This is a genomic window from Streptomyces hiroshimensis, from assembly GCF_014650335.1.
Lineage (GTDB): Bacteria > Actinomycetota > Actinomycetes > Streptomycetales > Streptomycetaceae > Streptomyces > Streptomyces hiroshimensis.
Genome location: NZ_BMUT01000009.1, coordinates 116444 through 133844, shown reverse-complemented (window position 1 = coordinate 133844; position 17401 = coordinate 116444). Strand labels below are relative to the sequence as shown.

General features: G+C 71.8%; 18 protein-coding genes. 10 read left to right on the top strand and 8 right to left on the bottom strand.

Annotation, left to right across the window (positions count from 1 at the left end; translation table 11 throughout):
- Window positions 1-125 precede the first annotated feature (125 nt).
- Complete coding sequence (locus IE241_RS20965) at window positions 126-587, top strand: MarR family winged helix-turn-helix transcriptional regulator (protein ID WP_190023332.1); 462 nt, start codon at window positions 126-128, stop codon at window positions 585-587.
- Between the two features lie 75 nt (window positions 588-662).
- On the opposite strand, the gene IE241_RS20960 is transcribed toward IE241_RS20965, so the two are convergent.
- From IE241_RS20960 to IE241_RS20950, 3 genes are all read right to left on the bottom strand, one after another.
- Complete coding sequence (locus IE241_RS20960; protein WP_190023331.1) at window positions 663-1409, bottom strand: TetR/AcrR family transcriptional regulator; 747 nt, start codon at window positions 1407-1409, stop codon at window positions 663-665.
- 234 nt (window positions 1410-1643) lie between these two features.
- Entirely contained in the window at window positions 1644-2774 is a 1131-nt protein-coding gene (locus tag IE241_RS20955; protein ID WP_190023330.1) for a pyridoxal-phosphate-dependent aminotransferase family protein, read from the bottom strand.
- Between the two features lie 119 nt (window positions 2775-2893).
- Complete coding sequence (locus tag IE241_RS20950; RefSeq protein WP_190023329.1) at window positions 2894-4294, bottom strand: serine hydrolase domain-containing protein; 1401 nt, start codon at window positions 4292-4294, stop codon at window positions 2894-2896.
- Window positions 4295-4416: 122 nt separating this feature from the next.
- Here IE241_RS20950 and IE241_RS20945 point away from each other — a divergent pair, with 122 nt between their 5' ends.
- Together IE241_RS20945 and IE241_RS20940 are read left to right on the top strand one after the other, a co-directional pair.
- Entirely contained in the window at window positions 4417-4884 is a 468-nt protein-coding gene (locus IE241_RS20945) for a MerR family transcriptional regulator (protein WP_190023328.1), read from the top strand.
- A gap of 6 nt (window positions 4885-4890) precedes the next feature.
- Complete coding sequence (locus IE241_RS20940; RefSeq protein WP_190023327.1) at window positions 4891-5262, top strand: thioredoxin family protein; 372 nt, start codon at window positions 4891-4893, stop codon at window positions 5260-5262.
- On the opposite strand, the gene IE241_RS20935 is transcribed toward IE241_RS20940, so the two are convergent.
- Window positions 5263-5841, bottom strand: coding sequence for a winged helix-turn-helix domain-containing protein (locus tag IE241_RS20935; RefSeq protein ID WP_190023326.1), 579 nt, complete (start codon window positions 5839-5841; stop codon window positions 5263-5265).
- A 77-nt stretch (window positions 5842-5918) separates the two neighbouring features.
- On the opposite strand from IE241_RS20935, the gene def reads away from it, so the two are divergent.
- The 6 genes from def to IE241_RS34655 all read left to right on the top strand — a co-directional run bounded on the left by def (window position 5919) and on the right by IE241_RS34655 (window position 12525).
- Complete coding sequence (gene def / locus IE241_RS20930) at window positions 5919-6521, top strand: peptide deformylase (protein WP_190023325.1); 603 nt, start codon at window positions 5919-5921, stop codon at window positions 6519-6521.
- A gap of 118 nt (window positions 6522-6639) precedes the next feature.
- Entirely contained in the window at window positions 6640-7377 is a 738-nt protein-coding gene (locus tag IE241_RS20925) for a helix-turn-helix domain-containing protein (RefSeq protein ID WP_190023324.1), read from the top strand.
- Window positions 7378-7446: 69 nt separating this feature from the next.
- Entirely contained in the window at window positions 7447-8892 is a 1446-nt protein-coding gene (locus IE241_RS20920; protein ID WP_190023323.1) for a CoA transferase, read from the top strand.
- 134 nt (window positions 8893-9026) lie between these two features.
- Window positions 9027-10220: a CaiB/BaiF CoA transferase family protein gene (locus tag IE241_RS20915; RefSeq protein ID WP_190023322.1), complete on the top strand. Its 1194-nt coding sequence runs from the start codon at window positions 9027-9029 to the stop codon at window positions 10218-10220.
- A 41-nt stretch (window positions 10221-10261) separates the two neighbouring features.
- A complete protein-coding gene (locus tag IE241_RS20910; RefSeq protein ID WP_190023321.1) occupies window positions 10262-11431 on the top strand; it encodes an acyl-CoA dehydrogenase family protein in 1170 nt (389 codons plus the stop codon).
- Window positions 11431-12525 (top strand): acyl-CoA dehydrogenase family protein, encoded by a 1095-nt coding sequence (locus IE241_RS34655; protein ID WP_190023320.1) that lies wholly within the window; start codon window positions 11431-11433, stop codon window positions 12523-12525. The genes IE241_RS20910 and IE241_RS34655 overlap by 1 nt, the downstream gene beginning before the upstream one ends.
- A gap of 59 nt (window positions 12526-12584) precedes the next feature.
- Here IE241_RS34655 and dnaB read toward each other — a convergent pair whose 3' ends face one another.
- Window positions 12585-14087: a replicative DNA helicase gene (gene dnaB / locus IE241_RS20900; RefSeq protein WP_190023319.1), complete on the bottom strand. Its 1503-nt coding sequence runs from the start codon at window positions 14085-14087 to the stop codon at window positions 12585-12587.
- Between the two features lie 470 nt (window positions 14088-14557).
- On the opposite strand from dnaB, the gene IE241_RS20895 reads away from it, so the two are divergent.
- Window positions 14558-15895 carry an MATE family efflux transporter gene (locus IE241_RS20895; RefSeq protein ID WP_190023318.1) on the top strand — a complete coding sequence of 446 codons (1338 nt, stop codon included), beginning with the start codon at window positions 14558-14560 and terminating at the stop codon, window positions 15893-15895.
- A gap of 121 nt (window positions 15896-16016) precedes the next feature.
- On the opposite strand, the gene rplI is transcribed toward IE241_RS20895, so the two are convergent.
- The 3 genes from rplI to IE241_RS20880 are packed head-to-tail and all read right to left on the bottom strand — an operon-like array spanning window position 16017 to window position 17341.
- Window positions 16017-16463 carry a 50S ribosomal protein L9 gene (rplI, locus tag IE241_RS20890; RefSeq protein WP_106681030.1) on the bottom strand — a complete coding sequence of 149 codons (447 nt, stop codon included), beginning with the start codon at window positions 16461-16463 and terminating at the stop codon, window positions 16017-16019.
- Between the two features lie 18 nt (window positions 16464-16481).
- A complete protein-coding gene (rpsR, locus tag IE241_RS20885; RefSeq protein ID WP_004950692.1) occupies window positions 16482-16718 on the bottom strand; it encodes a 30S ribosomal protein S18 in 237 nt (78 codons plus the stop codon).
- 44 nt (window positions 16719-16762) lie between these two features.
- Window positions 16763-17341, bottom strand: coding sequence for a single-stranded DNA-binding protein (locus tag IE241_RS20880; RefSeq protein ID WP_120755016.1), 579 nt, complete (start codon window positions 17339-17341; stop codon window positions 16763-16765).
- Window positions 17342-17401 lie beyond the last annotated feature (60 nt).

Genomic DNA, 17401 nt, shown 5'->3' with positions numbered 1-17401 from the left:
TGCAATCGACCCTTACCGGCGTAGACAATAATTGCATACGCGGATACTTGCAAGCGCGGGCTATTGCGATGCACGGCTATCCTGGTCCGTGACGACACGCATGTGCGGTCAGAAGGAGGCGCCTCATGTCCCGCACCCCGGACCCCGCTCTGCTCGGCCTGGCACAGGGCTGGTGCGCGCTGTCCGCCCTGCACGGCCGGATCGAGGCGCACATCGAGCGGGCGCTGCAGGCGGCGCACGGCCTGAGCGTGCGCGAGTTCTCCGTGCTCGACGTGCTCAGCCGGCAGCACAACGGCGAGGGCGGCCACCTGCGCATGAACGAGGTCGCCGAGGCCGTCGTGCTCAGCCAGAGCGCGACGACGCGCCTGGTCAACCGCCTGGAGGACCGGGGCCTGCTGACCCGCTACCTCTGCCTCACCGACCGCCGGGGCATCTACACCGACGTCACGGAGGCGGGCCTCGCCCTCCTCGCAGAGGCCCGGCCGACGAACGACACCGCGCTGCGCGAGGCCCTCCGGGAGGCCTCCAAGCGCGAGGAGCTGGCCCCGCTCGTCACGGCCGTGGAGTCGCTGGCTCCCGTTTCGTAACAGCGCCGGCTCTGATCCACAGGCCCCCAGGCCCACAGACCCACAGACCCCCGGCCGCCCTGAGGGGCCGGGGGCCTACGCGCGTGCCCTGGCCCGCTCCCGGTGCGCCTTCTGCCGACAGGCCGCGCCGCAGTACCGGGCCGGTCGGCCCGTACGCGCGGGAGCCACCACGCCTCCGCACACCCCGCACTGCGTTTCGTTACGCCCGGCGGGCGGATTCGCGGGCAGTTTCGTTACGCGGCGGCCCGGACGGAGACTGTCGCACGCCAGGGCCGTCATCCTCCCCTGCGCCACGCCCGGGCCGCGCCGCTGCTCCATCGACAGACAGCCCATGAGCAGGGCCATCAGGTCGTCGATGGTCACGTCCTTCCGTACGGCGTCGGCCTGTTGGGCCCGCTGCAGCAGAACGGCGAGGGCTTCCCGGAACGCCTCCTCGACGCCGGGAGAGGCCTCGAAACGACCCTCCAGGGCCTCGCACAGCGCCTTGTTCCGCACGGTCAGGCGTATGACCGCCGAAAGGTAGCGATAGAAGACCGCGCCGGGGTCATCGGCATGCGCCAACTCCCGTGCAGTGTCCGTGAAAAGCACGATCCTGTCGCTGACCGCCGCCCTGAACAGGGCTTCCTTGGAAGGGAAATGACGGTAGACCGTGCCCGTACCGACGCCTGCGCGGCGCGCGATCTCACCGAGCGGCGCCCCCAACCCGGCTTCCTCAAAGGCGGATCGGGCTGCCTGGAGAACCAGCGCACGGTTGCGCCGGGCGTCCGAGCGCAAGGATGCGGAGGCCTGCGAAGGCAGCGAAGAGAGTCTGCGCTCTGCCATGCGGGTACGCCTCCGGGGGCCAGGAATCGAAACGGGTTGCCGGTTCCGATTTTATCCGGGCCTGTGAACGAGGGGCGCGACACGCCATATCGGTGCAAATCCAAATAAGGGGGGAGGAAAAGACGGAGGAAGGAGCGCGAGGAAGGGGCGCGAGGTAAGGAGCGCAAGAAAAAGGGCCGCCGCCGGTGCGTACAGCACCGGCGGCGGCCCTGGGGCACGCCTAAGAGCCGGGGGTCAGCCCGGGATCACCGCATCCCACGCCTTGCCCGCCGCCTCCAGAGCATCCGCCTCGTCCGCAACCGGCAGGCCGAGTGCGCGCAGCCCCTCGCCGAGCGCCGAGAGCGAGGCCAGGACGACTTCGCGGTCCGCATCGAGGCCGTAGTGGTTGACGCGGATCATCTCCTTGGCGAGCGGACCCGCCGCAGCCTGCACGGGCACCGAGGCATCGGCGGCCAGGGCGGCCGCCACCACATCGCGGGCGTCCTTGCCGCCGGGGGCGCGCAGGGTGGTCGCGACGGGGGCCGCGTCCTCGTCGCGGACGACGTACGGGGACAGGCCGCCGCCCAGGGCCCGGGCCCCTGCGCGCGTGGCGGCAGCGGCAGCGCGGTGGCGGGCCATGACGGCCTCCAGGCCGTCCTCCTCGATGCGGTCGACGGCCTGCTCCAGGGCCAGCATCTCCAGCTGGGCGGGGGCGTGGGGGAGCGCCGTGCGGCCGCCGTCGATCCAGCGCTCCTTCCAGTCCAGCAGGGAGAGGTACGAACGGCGCGGCGCCTGCTCGTTGGCGGCGATGCGCTCCCAGGCACGGGCGCTGACCGAGACGACGGAGACGCCGGCGGGACCGGCCATCGCCTTCTGCCCGCCGATGACGCACAGGTCGACGCCCCACTCGTCGGTGAGGAGCGGCTCGGCGGCGACGGACGCGACCGCGTCCAGCATCAGCAGCGCACCGTGCGCACGCACGACCTCGCCGATCTCGGCCACGGGGTTGGTGTTGCCCGTGGCCGCTTCGGCGTGGACCAGGCTGACGAAGTCGATCGCGGGATTCGCCCGCAGGGCCTCGGCGACCTGATCGGCCCCGACGGCGCCGCTGAACGGCGCGGAGACGGTGACCACCTCGGCACCGCAGGAGCGCAGCCAGCCGCCGAACGTCTCGCCGTACGGGCCGGTGATGATGTTGAGCGCGGTGCTGCCGGGCCGGACGGCCGAGCGGATCGCGGCCTCCAGCGGCAGCAGCGCCTCGCCCTGCATCGTGACGACGGTCTCGCGCGTGCGCATCAGGGACGCGATCTTGTCCTCGATGCGCGCGAACTGTCCGGCGCCCAGCGGCGCGAGGTCGAGCAGGTCCGGTGCGGTGTTCGCAGTCACGGTGCCAGTGCCTTCCGGGTGTCGCGCCGTCTCCCGGCGCCCGCCAATCTCTCCCTGACCCTACGTCCGCACCCGGTCCTGCGCCGACCGTCGTCCACAGAGCCGGACGGACAATCCGATTACTTCCCTTCAATGCCTTCCTCGGCCCGCCAGCCGGCCGCGTCCACGCCGCCCGGCACCGCACCGCCCGCCTCGTACGGCTCACGGGTGAAGACGAACGTGCCGATGTCGAGGTGGCTCACCGTGCCCTCCGCCGTCCGGACGGCGGTCAGCGTCTCCCCCGCGTAGTAGTCGTCGAGCCCCGTCCAGGTGCCGTCCTGCTCCGGGCGGAAGCGCGAGCCGCGCCCGCCCGAGCCCAGCGGCGACAGCTCCAGGGCCCCGCCGTCGCGCAGCCGCAGGGTGAAGGGGGCCGCACCCCAGTACCAGGAGCCGGTCAGCTCCAGGTGTTCGTTCTTCACCCCGGCGAGGGGGCGCCAGGGCGCGGGGATCCGCGGTTCGAGGTCGGCGACCGTCGCCAGCAGGTCCGCCGCGACGTCCGCGACCTCGAAGCAGGAGGTGCGGTTGGCCAGGACGACTCCCCCGATCCCGTCCTCCGGGCTCGTCAGCAGCATCGCCACGAAGCCCGGCATGGTGCCCATGTGGCCCGCGAGCGTCCGGCCGTCCCGCTGCATCACCTGCAGGCCGAGCCCGTAGCCGGACTTCCCTTGCCCCTGCGGACCGCCCTCCGGCACCCGCATCTCGGCAAGCGTCGCCGCGGGCAGCACCCGCTCGTCCCCGTCCGTCAGGAACGCCGCGAAGCGGCACAGATCGGCCGTCGTGGACCAGAGCTGGCCGGCGGGTGCCATCCGCCCGGTGTCCGCCGCGGGCTCCGGAAGGAGGACGTCCGCCCAAGGGTGCACGGCCCAGCCGTCCGCGTGGGGCGCGACGGGCGCGAGAGTCGTACGGTCCATGCCGAGCGGTGCGAGCACCTCGCGGCGCAGCACCTCGTACCAGTTCTCCCCGCGGATCCGCTCGACCAGGGCGCCGAGCAGCGCGTATCCGGGGTTGGAGTAGTGGTGCAGCCGCCCCGGGGTGTGGAGCTGGGGGCGGTCACCGAAGAGGTCGTCGAGGCCGGGGCGCAGCGAGCCGTCCGTGCGCTCCCACCACGGCCCGCGCGCCTCCGCCGCGAGCCCCGAGGTGTGCGACAGGAGCTGGGCGACGGTCGCGTCGCCGCCCGCAGGGGTGTCGATGTACGCGCCGAGCCTGTCCTCCAGCTTCAGCAGCCCCTCGTCGCGCAGCCGCATCACCAGCACGGCGACGAACGTCTTGGTGATCGAACCGATGCGGTACTGGACGTCCTCCGCAGCCGCCCCTCCGGGCAGTTCACCGCGGCCGGAGCTCCACACCAGGCGTCCCTCCCGCATCACCGCCCCCACCATGGAGGGCGCGCGCCCCTGGGACTGACCGGTGGCGAGGCGGTGGAGGAGAGCGCGGCGGGTGGCGGGCAGCAGCCCGGCGTCGTCGTACGGGGCATCGATCATGACCGCACCCTAACGAGGGCGTTCCGCACGGTCACCGGATTTCCGGGCTCTCCGGGCTCTCCGGGCTCTCCGCGCTCTCCGCACTGGCCTTGACGCCCACGTGAAGGTTTACGGTCGTCGCCATGCGCATCGGGGAACTGGCACAGCAGGCGGGCACCACCACCCGCACCCTGCGGCACTACGAGGAGCTAGGGCTCCTGCCCGCCCGCCGCAGCGGCAACGGCTACCGCACCTACGACGACGGCGACTTGCGACTGCTCCAGCAGATCCGCACGCTGCAGGACTTCGGCTTCGGGCTGGAGGAGACCCGCCCGTTCGTCGACTGCCTGCGGGCCGGCCACCCGGCCGGGGACTCCTGCCCCGCCTCCCTCGACGTCTACCGCCGCAAGCTCGCGGAGCTGGACGACTGCATCGATCACCTGCAACGGATCCGCGCCGAGGTGGGCGCCCAGCTCGCCCGCGCCGAGCTGGAGGCGGCGGCCGACGCCCCCGGCGGCCCGCCGCCGCTCTGCGCCTTCACCGGGCCGGAAACACCGGGAACACCGGACACCGGACACACCGGAAGAGCCACCTCTCGAAGGGACCCCTGACACACCATGAACGCCTCCACGGCCGCAGCCGCAGTCAAGGTCGCAACCACCTCCACAGCCGTCACGGCCGTCACCGACGCCACTTTCGCCGCCGAAGTCCTCGACGAGCAGCTCCCCGTCCTCGTCGAGTTCACCGCCGACTGGTGCCCGCCCTGCCGCATGATCGCCCCCGTACTCGCCGATCTCGCCGTGCAGGAAGCCGGACGACTCAAGATCGTCGCACTCGATGTGGACGCCAACCCGCAGACGCAGGCCGCCTACGGGGTCCTGTCCATGCCGACCCTCATGCTCTTCCGCGCGGGCGAGCCCGTGACGTCCCTCGTCGGCGCCCGGTCCAAGGTGCGCCTGCTCCGCGACCTCGACGGCCTCCTGGACTGATCAGTCCTGGTCCCCCTCTTCCGTCGCGCTGGGAAGCAAAGGGAACAGCCGGGTGATGAGGGCCACCGGCCGGGCGCCGTCGGGCCGTGCCAGGGGGCGTTGTTCGCGGTCCTGGTAGGGGGCGAGCGCCCGACGGATGACGTCCGCGACCCGGCTCATCTCTTCGGGCGTCAGGTAGGCGATGGCACTGAAGGCCTCGTCGTGGCGCCATTCGGCCGGCGCCTGATCCCGCCCGGCGAGCCATCGCTGCCAGCTCTCGTCCTCCAGCCCCCGGGCCAGGTCACCGAATTGATCCCCTGCGGGGGCACTCGCAGAGGAGCCGCGCTGCCTCAGGCGCCAGGGCCGCGCGCGACCCCCGTGGTGAGGGGCTTCCTCGATGTGTCCGTGGCGCGCGAGCTGCCGGAGGTGAAACGAGCACAGCCCGGAGCTGTAGCCCAGCCGGTCGGCGGCTTCGGTCGCCGTGACGGTGCCGACTTCCGCCAACAGGTCCAGCAGCGCCGTACGGACCTCGTGCTCGCGCAGGCCACCGCCGTTGTCCCATGTCCCGTGCAGCCCGGAGTTGAGGTCATCTTCAGTCACTTTGCAAAGTCTGCTACTTTGCAAAGATCTTGGCAAGCGAGAAGACTTGGCGAGATCAACAAGAGGGGGAGACAGCAATGACGGAGCCGGCACGGGGTTCGGCACGGGGTTCGGCACGGGGTTCGGTACGCCGGATCACGGTCGTGGGCGAGGAGATCCTGCACCGTCCCTGCCAGGAGGTGACCGAGTTCGGCACTCCGGAATTGTCGGCGTTGATCGACGACATGTTCCTGACGATGCACGTGGCCGACGGCGCCGGACTGGCCGCGAATCAGGTGGGTGTCGACCTACGCCTGTTCGTGTACGACTGCCCGGACGACTACGGGATCCGGCATGTCGGCCACGTCATCAACCCGGTTCTGGACCTGCCCGATCCGGGCAGCCGCCGGCTCATCGACGACAGCGAGGGCTGTCTGTCCGTGCCCGGCGCCACCATGGCGGTCCCCCGTACCGATCGTGCCGTCGTCCGCGGGTTCGACAAGGACGGCAACCCCGTCGTCGTCGAAGGGACGGGCTATTTCGCCCGGTGCCTGCAGCACGAGACCGACCACCTCCTCGGCCACACGTACCTCGACCGGCTCTCCAAGCGGGACCGCAAGGACGCGTTGCGGCAGATGGCGGACCGCCGTGAGCACGTCTTCGCCCAGCGCGAGATCAAAACCGCCGCCCTGAGCCGCTGAGTAGGCCCTCAACCTGAGCACCCGAGTAGGCCCTCGATCGGAATGAATCGACGGGCCGTGTCGGCGCTGATGGCCGGCGGCGTACAAGAAGGACCAGGTAAGGAGCAGGTGGGGCGGGATGAGCGAGCACGGCCGGCGGCGGCGTCACCGTACGGTGGACCGGGTCGCGTGGATCCTGGAGGCCGCCGCGCGGGAGCCGGGCGGGGTGACCGTGGCCGAGTTGGCGCGGACGGTCGGGGCGCCGGCGAGCTCGGTGCAGGACCTGGTGGGCGGCCTTGCCGCGACCGGCTTTCTGCTGGAACGGCACGGGCGCTTCAGGCTCGGACCCGCCCCGCATGTCCTCAACCTCATCGCGGGCCGGGTCGTCCCGCAGATCAGTCAGGCCGAGCTCAACGAACTGAGCCGCGTCGCGGGTACCCCGGTGCTGCTCACGGTGCGGGTGGGGCTCGACGCCGTGCACCTCGCGCGCGGCGGCGAGGACGAGATCCCCCGCCTCCTGCCGCTTGCCGACGAGCACATGGCCCGGCCGCTGCTGCGCACCGCCGCAGGCCGGCTGCTGCTGGCCTTCACCGACGAGGCGGAGCGCCACGGCCTGCTCGACGAGCTCGCCCGCCATGACCCCGAGGCGGTCGCGGAGTTCCGCCGCGCTCTTCCGGCGATCCGCGCGTCGCGCGTCAGCCGCAGCGAGGGTCTGGCCGATCCCGAGGTCAGCGCGCTCGCGATCCCCGTCACGGACGGCCCCGTCGTCACGGGCGCCCTCGTTCTGACGCACCGGCGTCGCGGCCGCTCGGAGCGGCTGCGCCTGGACCGGGCGGCGGCCCGGCTGCTCGCGCACATCCAGGAGAGGCGGATGTGACATCCGCATCGATTCACGGATATCCGTGAGTCCAGGCGCTCGCGCAGCGCTGGGAACGAGCATCCCGGCATGACTTCGCACACGCTGACCACGACCGAGCCGACACCGCCGACGCCCACCGGCGAGATCGTCTCCCGGCTGCTGCACACCCTCGGCGACCCTGATCCGGCCCGGGGAGCCGAGGACATCACCGTCGTCGGAGCCGATCCCCTGGTGCCCTCGGTGCACCGCCTCGCCGATGCCATGTCCGCCGCGATCGGTGTCTTCGGGCGGCAGACGGCGGCGGTCGGCGAACAGCGCGGTCACCGGCACCAGAGGGTGGAGGTGCAGGCCGGGGCCGCGATCGACCAGCTCATGGCCACGTATCACACGACGCTCTCGGGGCGCCCGATCGGCGCTCTCCTCGACGATCCGACGCTGCTCGGCAACAACGACTTCTACCGGGCGCGCGACGGCCGGTGGATCTTCCTCATCACCACCTATCCGCATCTGCGGGACGCGGTCTGCTCCGTGCTCGGGTGCGGGCTCGACAAGGTGGGGATCGCGCAGGCCACGGCCGACTGGGACGCCTTCGCGCTGGAGGAGGCCATCTGCGCGCGGGGTGGCGTCGCCTGCGCCGTGCGCACCCGCGACGAGTGGCTCGCGCACCCCGCCGGGCGGTACGTGGCCCGGCGTCCGGTCGTCGAGATCGAACGCGTCGGTGACGGACCGGTCCGGCCGCTGGAGCCGATCGGTGAGGACGATGAGGCGCTCGCGGGCGTACGGGTGCTCGATCTCACCCATGTCATCGCGGGTCCCGTCGGGGCGCGGCTCCTCGCCCAGTTCGGCGCCGACGTGCTGCACTTGTCGCGTCCCGACCGCCCCGACCCGATCCCGATGATCGCGATGACCGGTGGCGGCAAGCGCAATGCCTACTGCGACCTGCGCGACGATCACGACCGTGCGGCCTTCCAGGATGCGCTCCAGGACGCGGACGTCTTCGTGCACGCCTACCGGGGACTGGCCCGGCACGGGGCACAGGCCGAGGAACTCGTCCGGCGCCGCCCCGGACTCATCACCCTCGAATACCACGCCTGGGGCGCCGAAGGACCCTGGGGCGAACGCGGCGGGTTCGACCAACTCGCCTGCTCGGCGACCGGATTCGCCGTCGAGGAGTGGACCGACCGGCCGTCGCTGCCGCCGACGTACCTGCTCAACGACTACCTCGCCGCCTACCTCGGGGCCGCCGCCGTGGCAACGGTCCTGCGCCGGCGTGCGACCGAGGGCGGCTCCTGGCGGATCCGCGTGACCTTGGCCGGGGTCTGCCACTGGGTGCAGGAGCTCGGGCTGCTTGCACGGGAGGACGTACTCGACCTGCCCCGGCCCGGGCGCACGCCGTTCGCCGCGCTGTCGACCGCCGAGACCGACTTCGGCCCGCTCACCGAACCGGCGACACCGTTCGCGTACAGCGGGCGCACGGTCCCACAGCCCGGCCGGCGTTCCCCGCTCGGGTCTGCCGCGCTCCAGTGGCGCTAAAGCGCTCCGCTCGAAGTCCAGTACGTCACCTGCGGGCGCGTCGTGGCTGGTCGCGCAGTTCCCCGCGCCCCTTCGGGGCGCGATACCGCCGCCGCCCGTACCGCCCCACCCGATACCCCAGGAGGCACCGCAAGATGTCCGAGAAGCCGAGCGGCCCGTCCGGCCGCGGACTCCTCGCCGGAGTCCGCGTCATCGAACTGGCCAGCGTGATCATGGCCCCGTACGCCGCCAAGGAACTCGGTGACCTGGGCGCGGACGTGATCAAGGTCGAGCCGCCCACGGGCGACATGACGCGCCACTACCCGCCGCGGCGCCACCCCGGCATGGGCGGCCCGGCGCTCAACCTGAACCGCAACAAGCGCAGCGCCGCCATCGACCTCAAGGCCCCGCACGGCCGCGACGCCCTGCTCGCCCTGCTGCGCACCGCCGACGTCTTCATCACCAACCTGCGCCCGCAGGCCCTGGAGAAGCTCCGCCTCGGCTACGACGAGGCCGCGGCCGTCAACCCCGGCCTGATCTACGCCAATGCTCAGGGCTTCCGCAGCGACAGCCGTTACGGCACGCACGCCGCCTACGACGACATCATCCAGGCGGCCAGCGGCCTGGTCTGGCTCAACCACCAGGTCTCCGGCCAGCCGCACTACGTTCCCACCGTCCTCGCCGACAAGATCTGCGGCATGCAGATCGCCCAGTCGGTACTGGCCGCGCTGCACTACCGGGAGCACGGCGGCACCGGACAGCACATCGAGGTCCCGATGGCCGACACCATGCTCGCCTTCAACCTGGTCGAGCACCTGGGAGCGGCCGCCCTGGAGGCCGACGGAGCCTTCGGCTCGCCCCGCTCGCTCAGCCCGCAGCGCCGGGCCCTGCGCACCGCCGACGGCTGGATGTGCATCCTGCCGCACAGCGACCGCAACTGGCGGGATTTCACCGCCTTCGTAGGCCGCCCCGAACTGGCCACCGACCCGCGCTTCTCCACCGCCCCCGACCGGGACCGCAACGCCGACGCGTTCTATCCGCTGCTCGCGGGGCTGACGCTGCGGCACACCAGCGCCGAGTGGCAGGCGTTCTGCGACCGGGCGGGCATCGCCGCCGCCCCCGTGCTCGACCTGGCCTCCGCCGCCACCACCGCCTACGCCCAAGAGGGCGGCCTGCTGTACGAGGCCGAACACCCCACCGAGGGCCGCTACCGGGTCATCGGCCGCCCGGTGCGCTACTCGGCCGACCCGGAGCCGGAGCTGCGGCCCTGCCCGGGCATCGGCCAGCACACCGACGAGGTGCTCCGCGAAGCCGGCTTCGACCCTTCCCTGCTGCACGCCGCGGCCTGAAACGCATCAGTCAATTCATCGACCCCGGGAGCGGACAATCCATGTCTCCTTCGACACTTTCCCCGATCGCCTTCCCCGATGTCTCCCTGCCCGAATCGGCCCGCAGGCTCCGCGCCGAGGTCCGTGCCTTCGTCGACGAGGAGCGCGCCCGCGGCACCGTGCTCGGCCGCCCCGACTCCTGGCTGGCCGGCTGGGACCCCGGCTTCAGCCGCCGCCTCGCCGAGCGCGGCTGGGTCGGCATGGCCCTGCCCACCGAGTACGGCGGTGCAGGCCGCGGGTTCCTGGACCGCTATGTGGTGATAGAGGAGCTGCTCGCCGCCGGAGCCCCGGTCAGCGCGCACTGGGTCTCCGACCGGCAGGCCGGCCCGTCCATCCTCCGGCACGGCACCGAGGAGCAGCGCCGTTTCTTCCTGCCCCGGATCGCCGCAGGGCAGTGCTTCTTCTCCATCGGCATGAGCGAGAAGAACAGCGGCTCCGACCTCGCCTCGGTCGCCACGCGCGCCGAACGCACCGCCGACGGCTGGCGGTTGACCGGCACCAAGATGTGGACCGGCGGCGCCCACGTCAACGACTACGCCATCGTCCTTGCCCGCACCGACGACGCCGAGGACAAGCACGCAGGGCTCAGCCAGTTCATCGTCGACCTGCGCGCATCGGGCGTACGGGTCGAGCCGATCCACCTGATGAGCGGCGAGCACCGCTTCAACGCCGTCCACCTCGAAGGCGTCGACATCCCCGACGGCATGCTGCTCGGGGAGCGGGGCAGCGGCTGGAAGCAGGTCACCGGTGAACTCGCCTTCGAACGCAGCGGCCCGGAACGCTACCTGTCCACCTTCCCCCTGCTGGTCTCCCTGCTCCGCGAACTGGAGCAGCGCCCGGCCACCGCCGACCAGCTCACCCAGATCGGCATCCTCACGGCCCGCCTGCACAGTGTCCGCCGGCTGTCCCTCGGCGTGGCCGCGGCCCTGGACGCCGGGCACTCGCCCGACACCCAGGCCGCCCTGGTCAAAGACCTCGGTACCCGCCTGGAGGGCGCGCTGGTCGACACCGTCCGCAGCATCCTGCCGACCCCGGCGGACCCGCACGCCACCCCCGGCAGCCACCCCGAACTGCTCGCCTTCGCCCTGCTGCACAGCCCCGGCTACACCCTGCGCGGCGGCACCAACGAAATCCTTCGCGGCATCATCACTCGAGGTCTGGAGCAGCACTGATGAACACCGACACGATCGACACCGACACGATCGACACCCACACGATCGACACCGGCACCCCCGTCATCTCCGCCGACGCCTACGACACCACCGCCTTTTACGCCGCTGCGGACGCCATCGCCACGGTCGCCAACACCACCGCCCCCGACGCCGTGACCCTCCCCTCCGAGGACGCCTCCACCGCCGAACTCCTCGCCGCCGCCCGGGAAGCAGGACACCGCGCCGTCCCCGCCCCCCTCGCCGAGACCGCCCTGGTCGCCCGCCCCCTGCTGCGCCGCGTCGGCCTCCCCGTCCCGGGCGGCCCGCTCAGCTACGCGATCGCCCCCGAGCTCACCGTCCGTCACGCCCGCCCGGCGGCCTCCCCCGTCGGCTCGCCCGGCTGCCTGGGCGACGACGACACCCTGCTGGTCACCGGCACCCTGCACCGTGTCCCCTGGGCCCGCGCCGCCACCGCGGTGGTCGTCCTGGCCGCCGCCCCCTTCGGCCCTGTCCTGTTCACCCTGCCCCCCGGCCAGGCCGTCCTCACCCCCGGCGGCAACCTCGCGGAGGAACCCCGCGACGACCTGTTCCTTGCCACCCTTGAGATCCCCGCCTCGCGGGTCCGCCGGATCTCCCCCGAACTGCTCGACGAGGCCCGGCTCCGCGCGGCCCTGGCCCGCTCCGCCCTGATCGCCGGTGCCGCCGAACGCTGCGTCGACCTGACGGTCGCCCACACCACCGCCCGCACCCAGTTCGGCCGTCCGCTCAGCCGCTTCCAGGCCGTCAAGCAGGAAGAAGCGCGGCTGATCGAGGAGACCGCCCTGGTCCGTACCGCCGTCCAGGCCGCCGCCCCGCTGGACCCCGGCGGCCCGGCCGCACACGTCGCCATCGCCGCCGCGAAGACCCAGGCCTCCGCCTCGGCCGCCGAGATCGCCCGCATCGCCCACCAGCTCCACGGCGCCATCGGCATCACGCAGCTCAACCCGCTCCACCTCGCCACCACCCGCCTGTGGTCCTGGCGCGACGAGGACGGTGACGAAACCTACTGGGCACGCCGCCTGGCCCGGCCCCTCACCGCCACCACCCTCTGGCCCACCCTCACCACCACACCCTGACCCCTCGCCCTCACCCCCGAGGAGCAAGAACCGGGATCAGCACTGCCACCGCTGACCGATCAGGTCTGCGCCATGTCCACGAAGCGCGAGTAGTGGCCCTGGAAGGCCACCGTGATCGTGGCCGTCGGACCGTTACGGTGCTTGCCGACGATGATGTCCGCCTCGCCCGCGCGGGGCGACTCCTTCTCGTAGGCATCCTCGCGGTGGAGCAGGATGACCATGTCGGCGTCCTGCTCGATGGAGCCGGATTCACGCAGGTCGGAGACCATCGGCTTCTTGTCCGTGCGCTGCTCGGGGCCACGGTTCAGCTGCGAGAGCGCGATGACCGGCAGCTCCAGCTCCTTGGCCAGCAGCTTGAGGTTTCGGGACATGTCCGAGACCTCCTGCTGACGGCTCTCGGCGCGCTTGGCGCCGCCGGCCTGCATCAGCTGCAGATAGTCGATGATCACGAGCTTGATGCCGCTGCGCTGCTTCAGGCGGCGGCACTTGGCGCGGATCTCCATCATCGACAGGTTCGGGGAGTCGTCGATGAAGAGCGGGGCGGCGGAGACGTCGGGCATCCGGCGGGCGAGCCGCGTCCAGTCCTCGTCCGTCATCGAGCCGGAGCGCATGTGGTGCAGGGCCACGCGCGCCTCGGCGGACAGCAGACGCATCGCGATCTCGTTGCGGCCCATTTCGAGCGAGAAGATCACGCTCGGCATGTTGTGCTTGATCGAGCAGGCGCGGGCGAAGTCCAGCGCGAGGGTGGACTTACCCATGGCCGGACGGGCCGCGATGACGATCATCTGGCCGGGGTGCAGGCCGTTCGTCAGGGAGTCGAGGTCGGTGAAGCCCGTCGGGACGCCGGTCATCTCGCCGCTGCGCGAGCCGATCGCCTCGATCTCGTCGAGCGCGCCCTCCATGATGTCGCCCAGGGGGAGGTAGTCCTCGCTGGTGCGCTGCTCGGTGACGGCGTAGACCTCGGCCTGGGCCTTGTTGACGATGTCGTCGACGTCGCCGTCGGCGGCGTATCCCATCTGGGTGATGCGCGTGCCGGCCTCGACCAGGCGGCGCAGGACGGCGCGCTCGTGGACGATCTCGGCGTAGTACTCGGCGTTGGCCGCGGTGGGGACCGTCTGGACCAGGGAGTGCAGGTAGGGCGCGCCGCCGACGCGGGTGATCTCGCCGCGCTTGGTGAGCTCGGCGGCGACGGTGATCGGGTCGGCCGGCTCGCCCTTGGCGTAGAGGTCGAGGATGGCCTGGTAGATCGTCTCGTGCGCCGGGCGGTAGAAGTCGTGGCCCTTGAGGACCTCGACGACGTCGGCGATGGCGTCCTTGGACAGCAGCATGCCGCCGAGGACGGACTGCTCGGCATCCAGATCCTGGGGGGGCACGCGCTCGAAGGCCGCGGGGCCCTGACCGCCCTGACCGCCGCCGTCCTGCGACCAGGAGCCGTCCTCCCTGCCGCGGTCGTGGCGCTCGCCACGCGGCTGGCCGTCCCCGCGGCGGGGGCGGGACACGGGAAGGCGGTCGCCGGGACCTGCATCCGCCCAGGGGTCGTCCATGGGCTCGGGGATGCTCATCCCGCCACCTCCTCCCGTCCGCGAAGCGGACCTTGCCGTGCTGTTCTTTCTTACGGCACGGCTCTGACAAACAGCCCGCCCGACTCCGGTTCCGGCGCGTCGAGTTCAGGGCGGTCCCGTCAGGTCCGTCGGGGCCGGAACAGGCGTCGGCCGCCGGTCCACGGTAGGCCCGCGGGCACCGTCAGCCAATCTGGTTATCCACAGGCCGTGTGGATGACGGGCCCCATCCTGTGGAGAAGTCCGCGCATCCTGTGCACGAGGCGGGGGAAACCGCTGTGGACAAACACACAGCCTCCCCGGCCTCACGCCTCTGACCTGCAGTTTCACCATCCACCGGCTGTTGAGGAGAAAAACTTTCCCCGTCTGCCGGAGATCGCGACAAACGGCGCAGAGAAGATCGGACCGAGCGACGCAATGTAAGGGTCCCAGGATAGTTGCACCGATTACCTGTGGAAGATTAGGTTGGGGAGATGACCCAGGCCCCCGAGCACGCCCCGCGCACCGCCCGCCGGCACGACCGCGAGATCGTCGCGCTGGCCGTGCCCGCCTTCGGCGCGCTCGTCGCGGAGCCCCTCTTCCTCATGGCCGACAGCGCCATCGTCGGCCACCTCGGCACCCCGCAGCTCGCCGGGCTCGGCATCGCCGCCGCCCTGCTCACCACGGCCGTCAGCGTCTTCGTCTTCCTCGCCTACGCCACCACGGCGGCGGTCTCCCGGCGCGTGGGCGCGGGCGACCTCCGGGCCGCGATACGCCAGGGCATGGACGGCATATGGCTGGCCGCGCTCCTCGGCGCGGCCCTCGTGGCAGCCGTCCTGCCCACCGCCCCCGCGGTCGTCGAGCTCTTCGGCGCCTCCCCGACCGCCGCCCCGTACGCCACGACGTACCTGCGGATCAGCGCGCTCGGCATCCCCGCCATGCTGATCGTCCTCGCCGCCACCGGCGTCCTGCGCGGCCTGCAGGACACCCGCACGCCGCTGGCCGTGGCCGTGGGCGGCTTCGCCCTCAACGCCGCCCTGAACGCCGGGCTCGTCTACGGCGCCGGCCTCGGCATCGCCGGTTCCGCCTGGGGCACGGTCATCGCCCAGTGGGCCATGGCCGCCGTGTACCTCGCCGTGGTCGTCCGCGGCGCCCGGCGCCACGGTGCCTCCCTGCGGCCCGACGCCGCGGGCATCCGGGCCTGCGCCCAGGCCGGAGTGCCGCTCCTGGTCCGTACGCTCTCGCTGCGCGCCGTCCTCATGATCGCCACAGCCGTCGCGGCCCGGCTCGGCGACGCCCAGATCGCCGCCCACCAGATCGTGCTCAGCCTGTGGACCCTGCTGGCCTTCGCGCTGGACGCCATCGCCATCGCCGGACAGGCGATCATCGGGCGCTACCTGGGCGCGGACGACGCGGAGGGGGCCCGGGCGGCCTGCCGCCGCATGGTGCAGTGGGGCATCGTCTCGGGCGCCGTGCTGGGGGTGCTGGTGGTGGCCTCCCGGCCGTTGTTCATCCCCCTGTTCACCTCCGACGGCTCCGTGCGGGACGCCCTGCTGCCGGCCCTGCTGGTGGTGGCCCTCTCGCAGCCCGTCGCCGGCGTGGTCTTCGTCCTGGACGGGGTGCTGATGGGGGCCGGAGACGGCACCTACCTGGCCTGGGCCATGCTGCTGGTCCTCGCCGTCTTCGCCCCTGCGGCCCTGCTCGTCCCCGCGCTCGGAGGCGGCCTGACGGCCCTGTGGTGGGCGATGACGCTGATGATGGCGGCCCGGATGGCGACCCTGTGGATGCGGGCGCGGTCGGGGCGCTGGACCGTCACCGGGGCGACCCGCTGAAGAAACGTATCGGCGAACGCCGGTCACAGCGGAGACAGCAGGAGGGGCGGAAACAGCAGGAGGGCCGCACCCCCGCAGGGGTACGGCCCTCCTTCAGGCTCTACCGATCACCGGTGGGTGATCAGGCAGCGACGACCTCGATGCCGAGCTTGGCAACGACGTCGGCGTGCAGACGCACGGAGACCTGGTGGGCGCCCAGGGTCTTGATGGGCGAGCCCACCTCGACGCGGCGCTTGTCGACGTCCGGGCCACCGGCAGCCTTGATCGCCGCAGCGACGTCGGCCTGGGTGACGGAGCCGAACAGGCGGCCGGCCTCGCCGGAGCGGGTGGCCAGGCGGACCTTGAGGCCCTCCAGCTGACCCTTGACCTCGTTGGCCTGCTCGATCGTGGCGATCTCGCGGATCTTGCGAGCGCGGCGGATCTGAGCGACGTCCTGCTCGCCACCCTTGGTCCAGCGGATCGCGAAACCGCGCGGGACCAGGTAGTTGCGGGCGTAGCCGTCCTTGACGTCGACGACGTCACCGGCGGTGCCGAGGCCGGAGACCTCGTGGGTGAGGATGATCTTCATTAGTTGGTCACCCTTCCCTTATCGCGCGGACGAGGTGTAGGGCAGCAGCGCCATCTCACGGCTGTTCTTCACGGCCGTGGCGACGTCACGCTGGTGCTGGGTGCAGTTGCCGGTCACGCGACGGGCACGGATCTTGCCGCGGTCGGAAATGAACTTCCGCAGCATGTTCGTGTCCTTGTAGTCCACGTAAGCGGTCTTGTCCTTGCAGAAAGCGCAGACCTTCTTCTTAGGCTTGCGCGGCGGGGGCTTCGCCATTGTCTCTCTCCTGTGTGATCAAGAAGTTTGTGTGCTGCTCGCCCTTAGAAGGGCGGCTCGTCCGAGTAGCCGCCGGAGTTGCCGGGGCCGCCGCCCCAGCCGCCTCCGCCGCCGCCCTGCTGGCCGCCGGACGGCGCGCTGGTGGCCCAGGGGTCGTCGGCGGGAGCACCGCCGCCGCCCTGCTGCTGCTGACCGCCGGAGCCACCGCCCCAGCCGCCCTGCTGCTGGCCACCGCCGTAGCCACCCTGGCCACCGCGACCTGCGGTCTTGGTGACCTTCGCCGTGGCGTTCTTCAGGCTGGCGCCGACCTCTTCGACGTCGAGCTCGTAGACCGTGCGCTTGACGCCCTCGCGGTCCTCGTAGGACCGCTGCTTCAGACGGCCCTGCACGATGACGCGCATGCCGCGCTGGAGCGACTCGGCGACGTTCTCCGCCGCCTGACGCCACACCGAGCACGTGAGGAAGAGGCTCTCGCCGTCCTTCCACTCGTTGGTCTGGCGGTCGAAGGTGCGGGGAGTGGACGCGACGCGGAACTTCGCGACCGCCGCACCGGACGGGGTGAAGCGCAGCTCGGGGTCGTCGACGAGATTGCCGACGACCGTGATGACGGTCTCGCCTGCCATGGGTGAACCTCTCGGCGGGTGTGCTGCTGGCTGCTTGCTACTCGTTGAGCTACAGCCCGA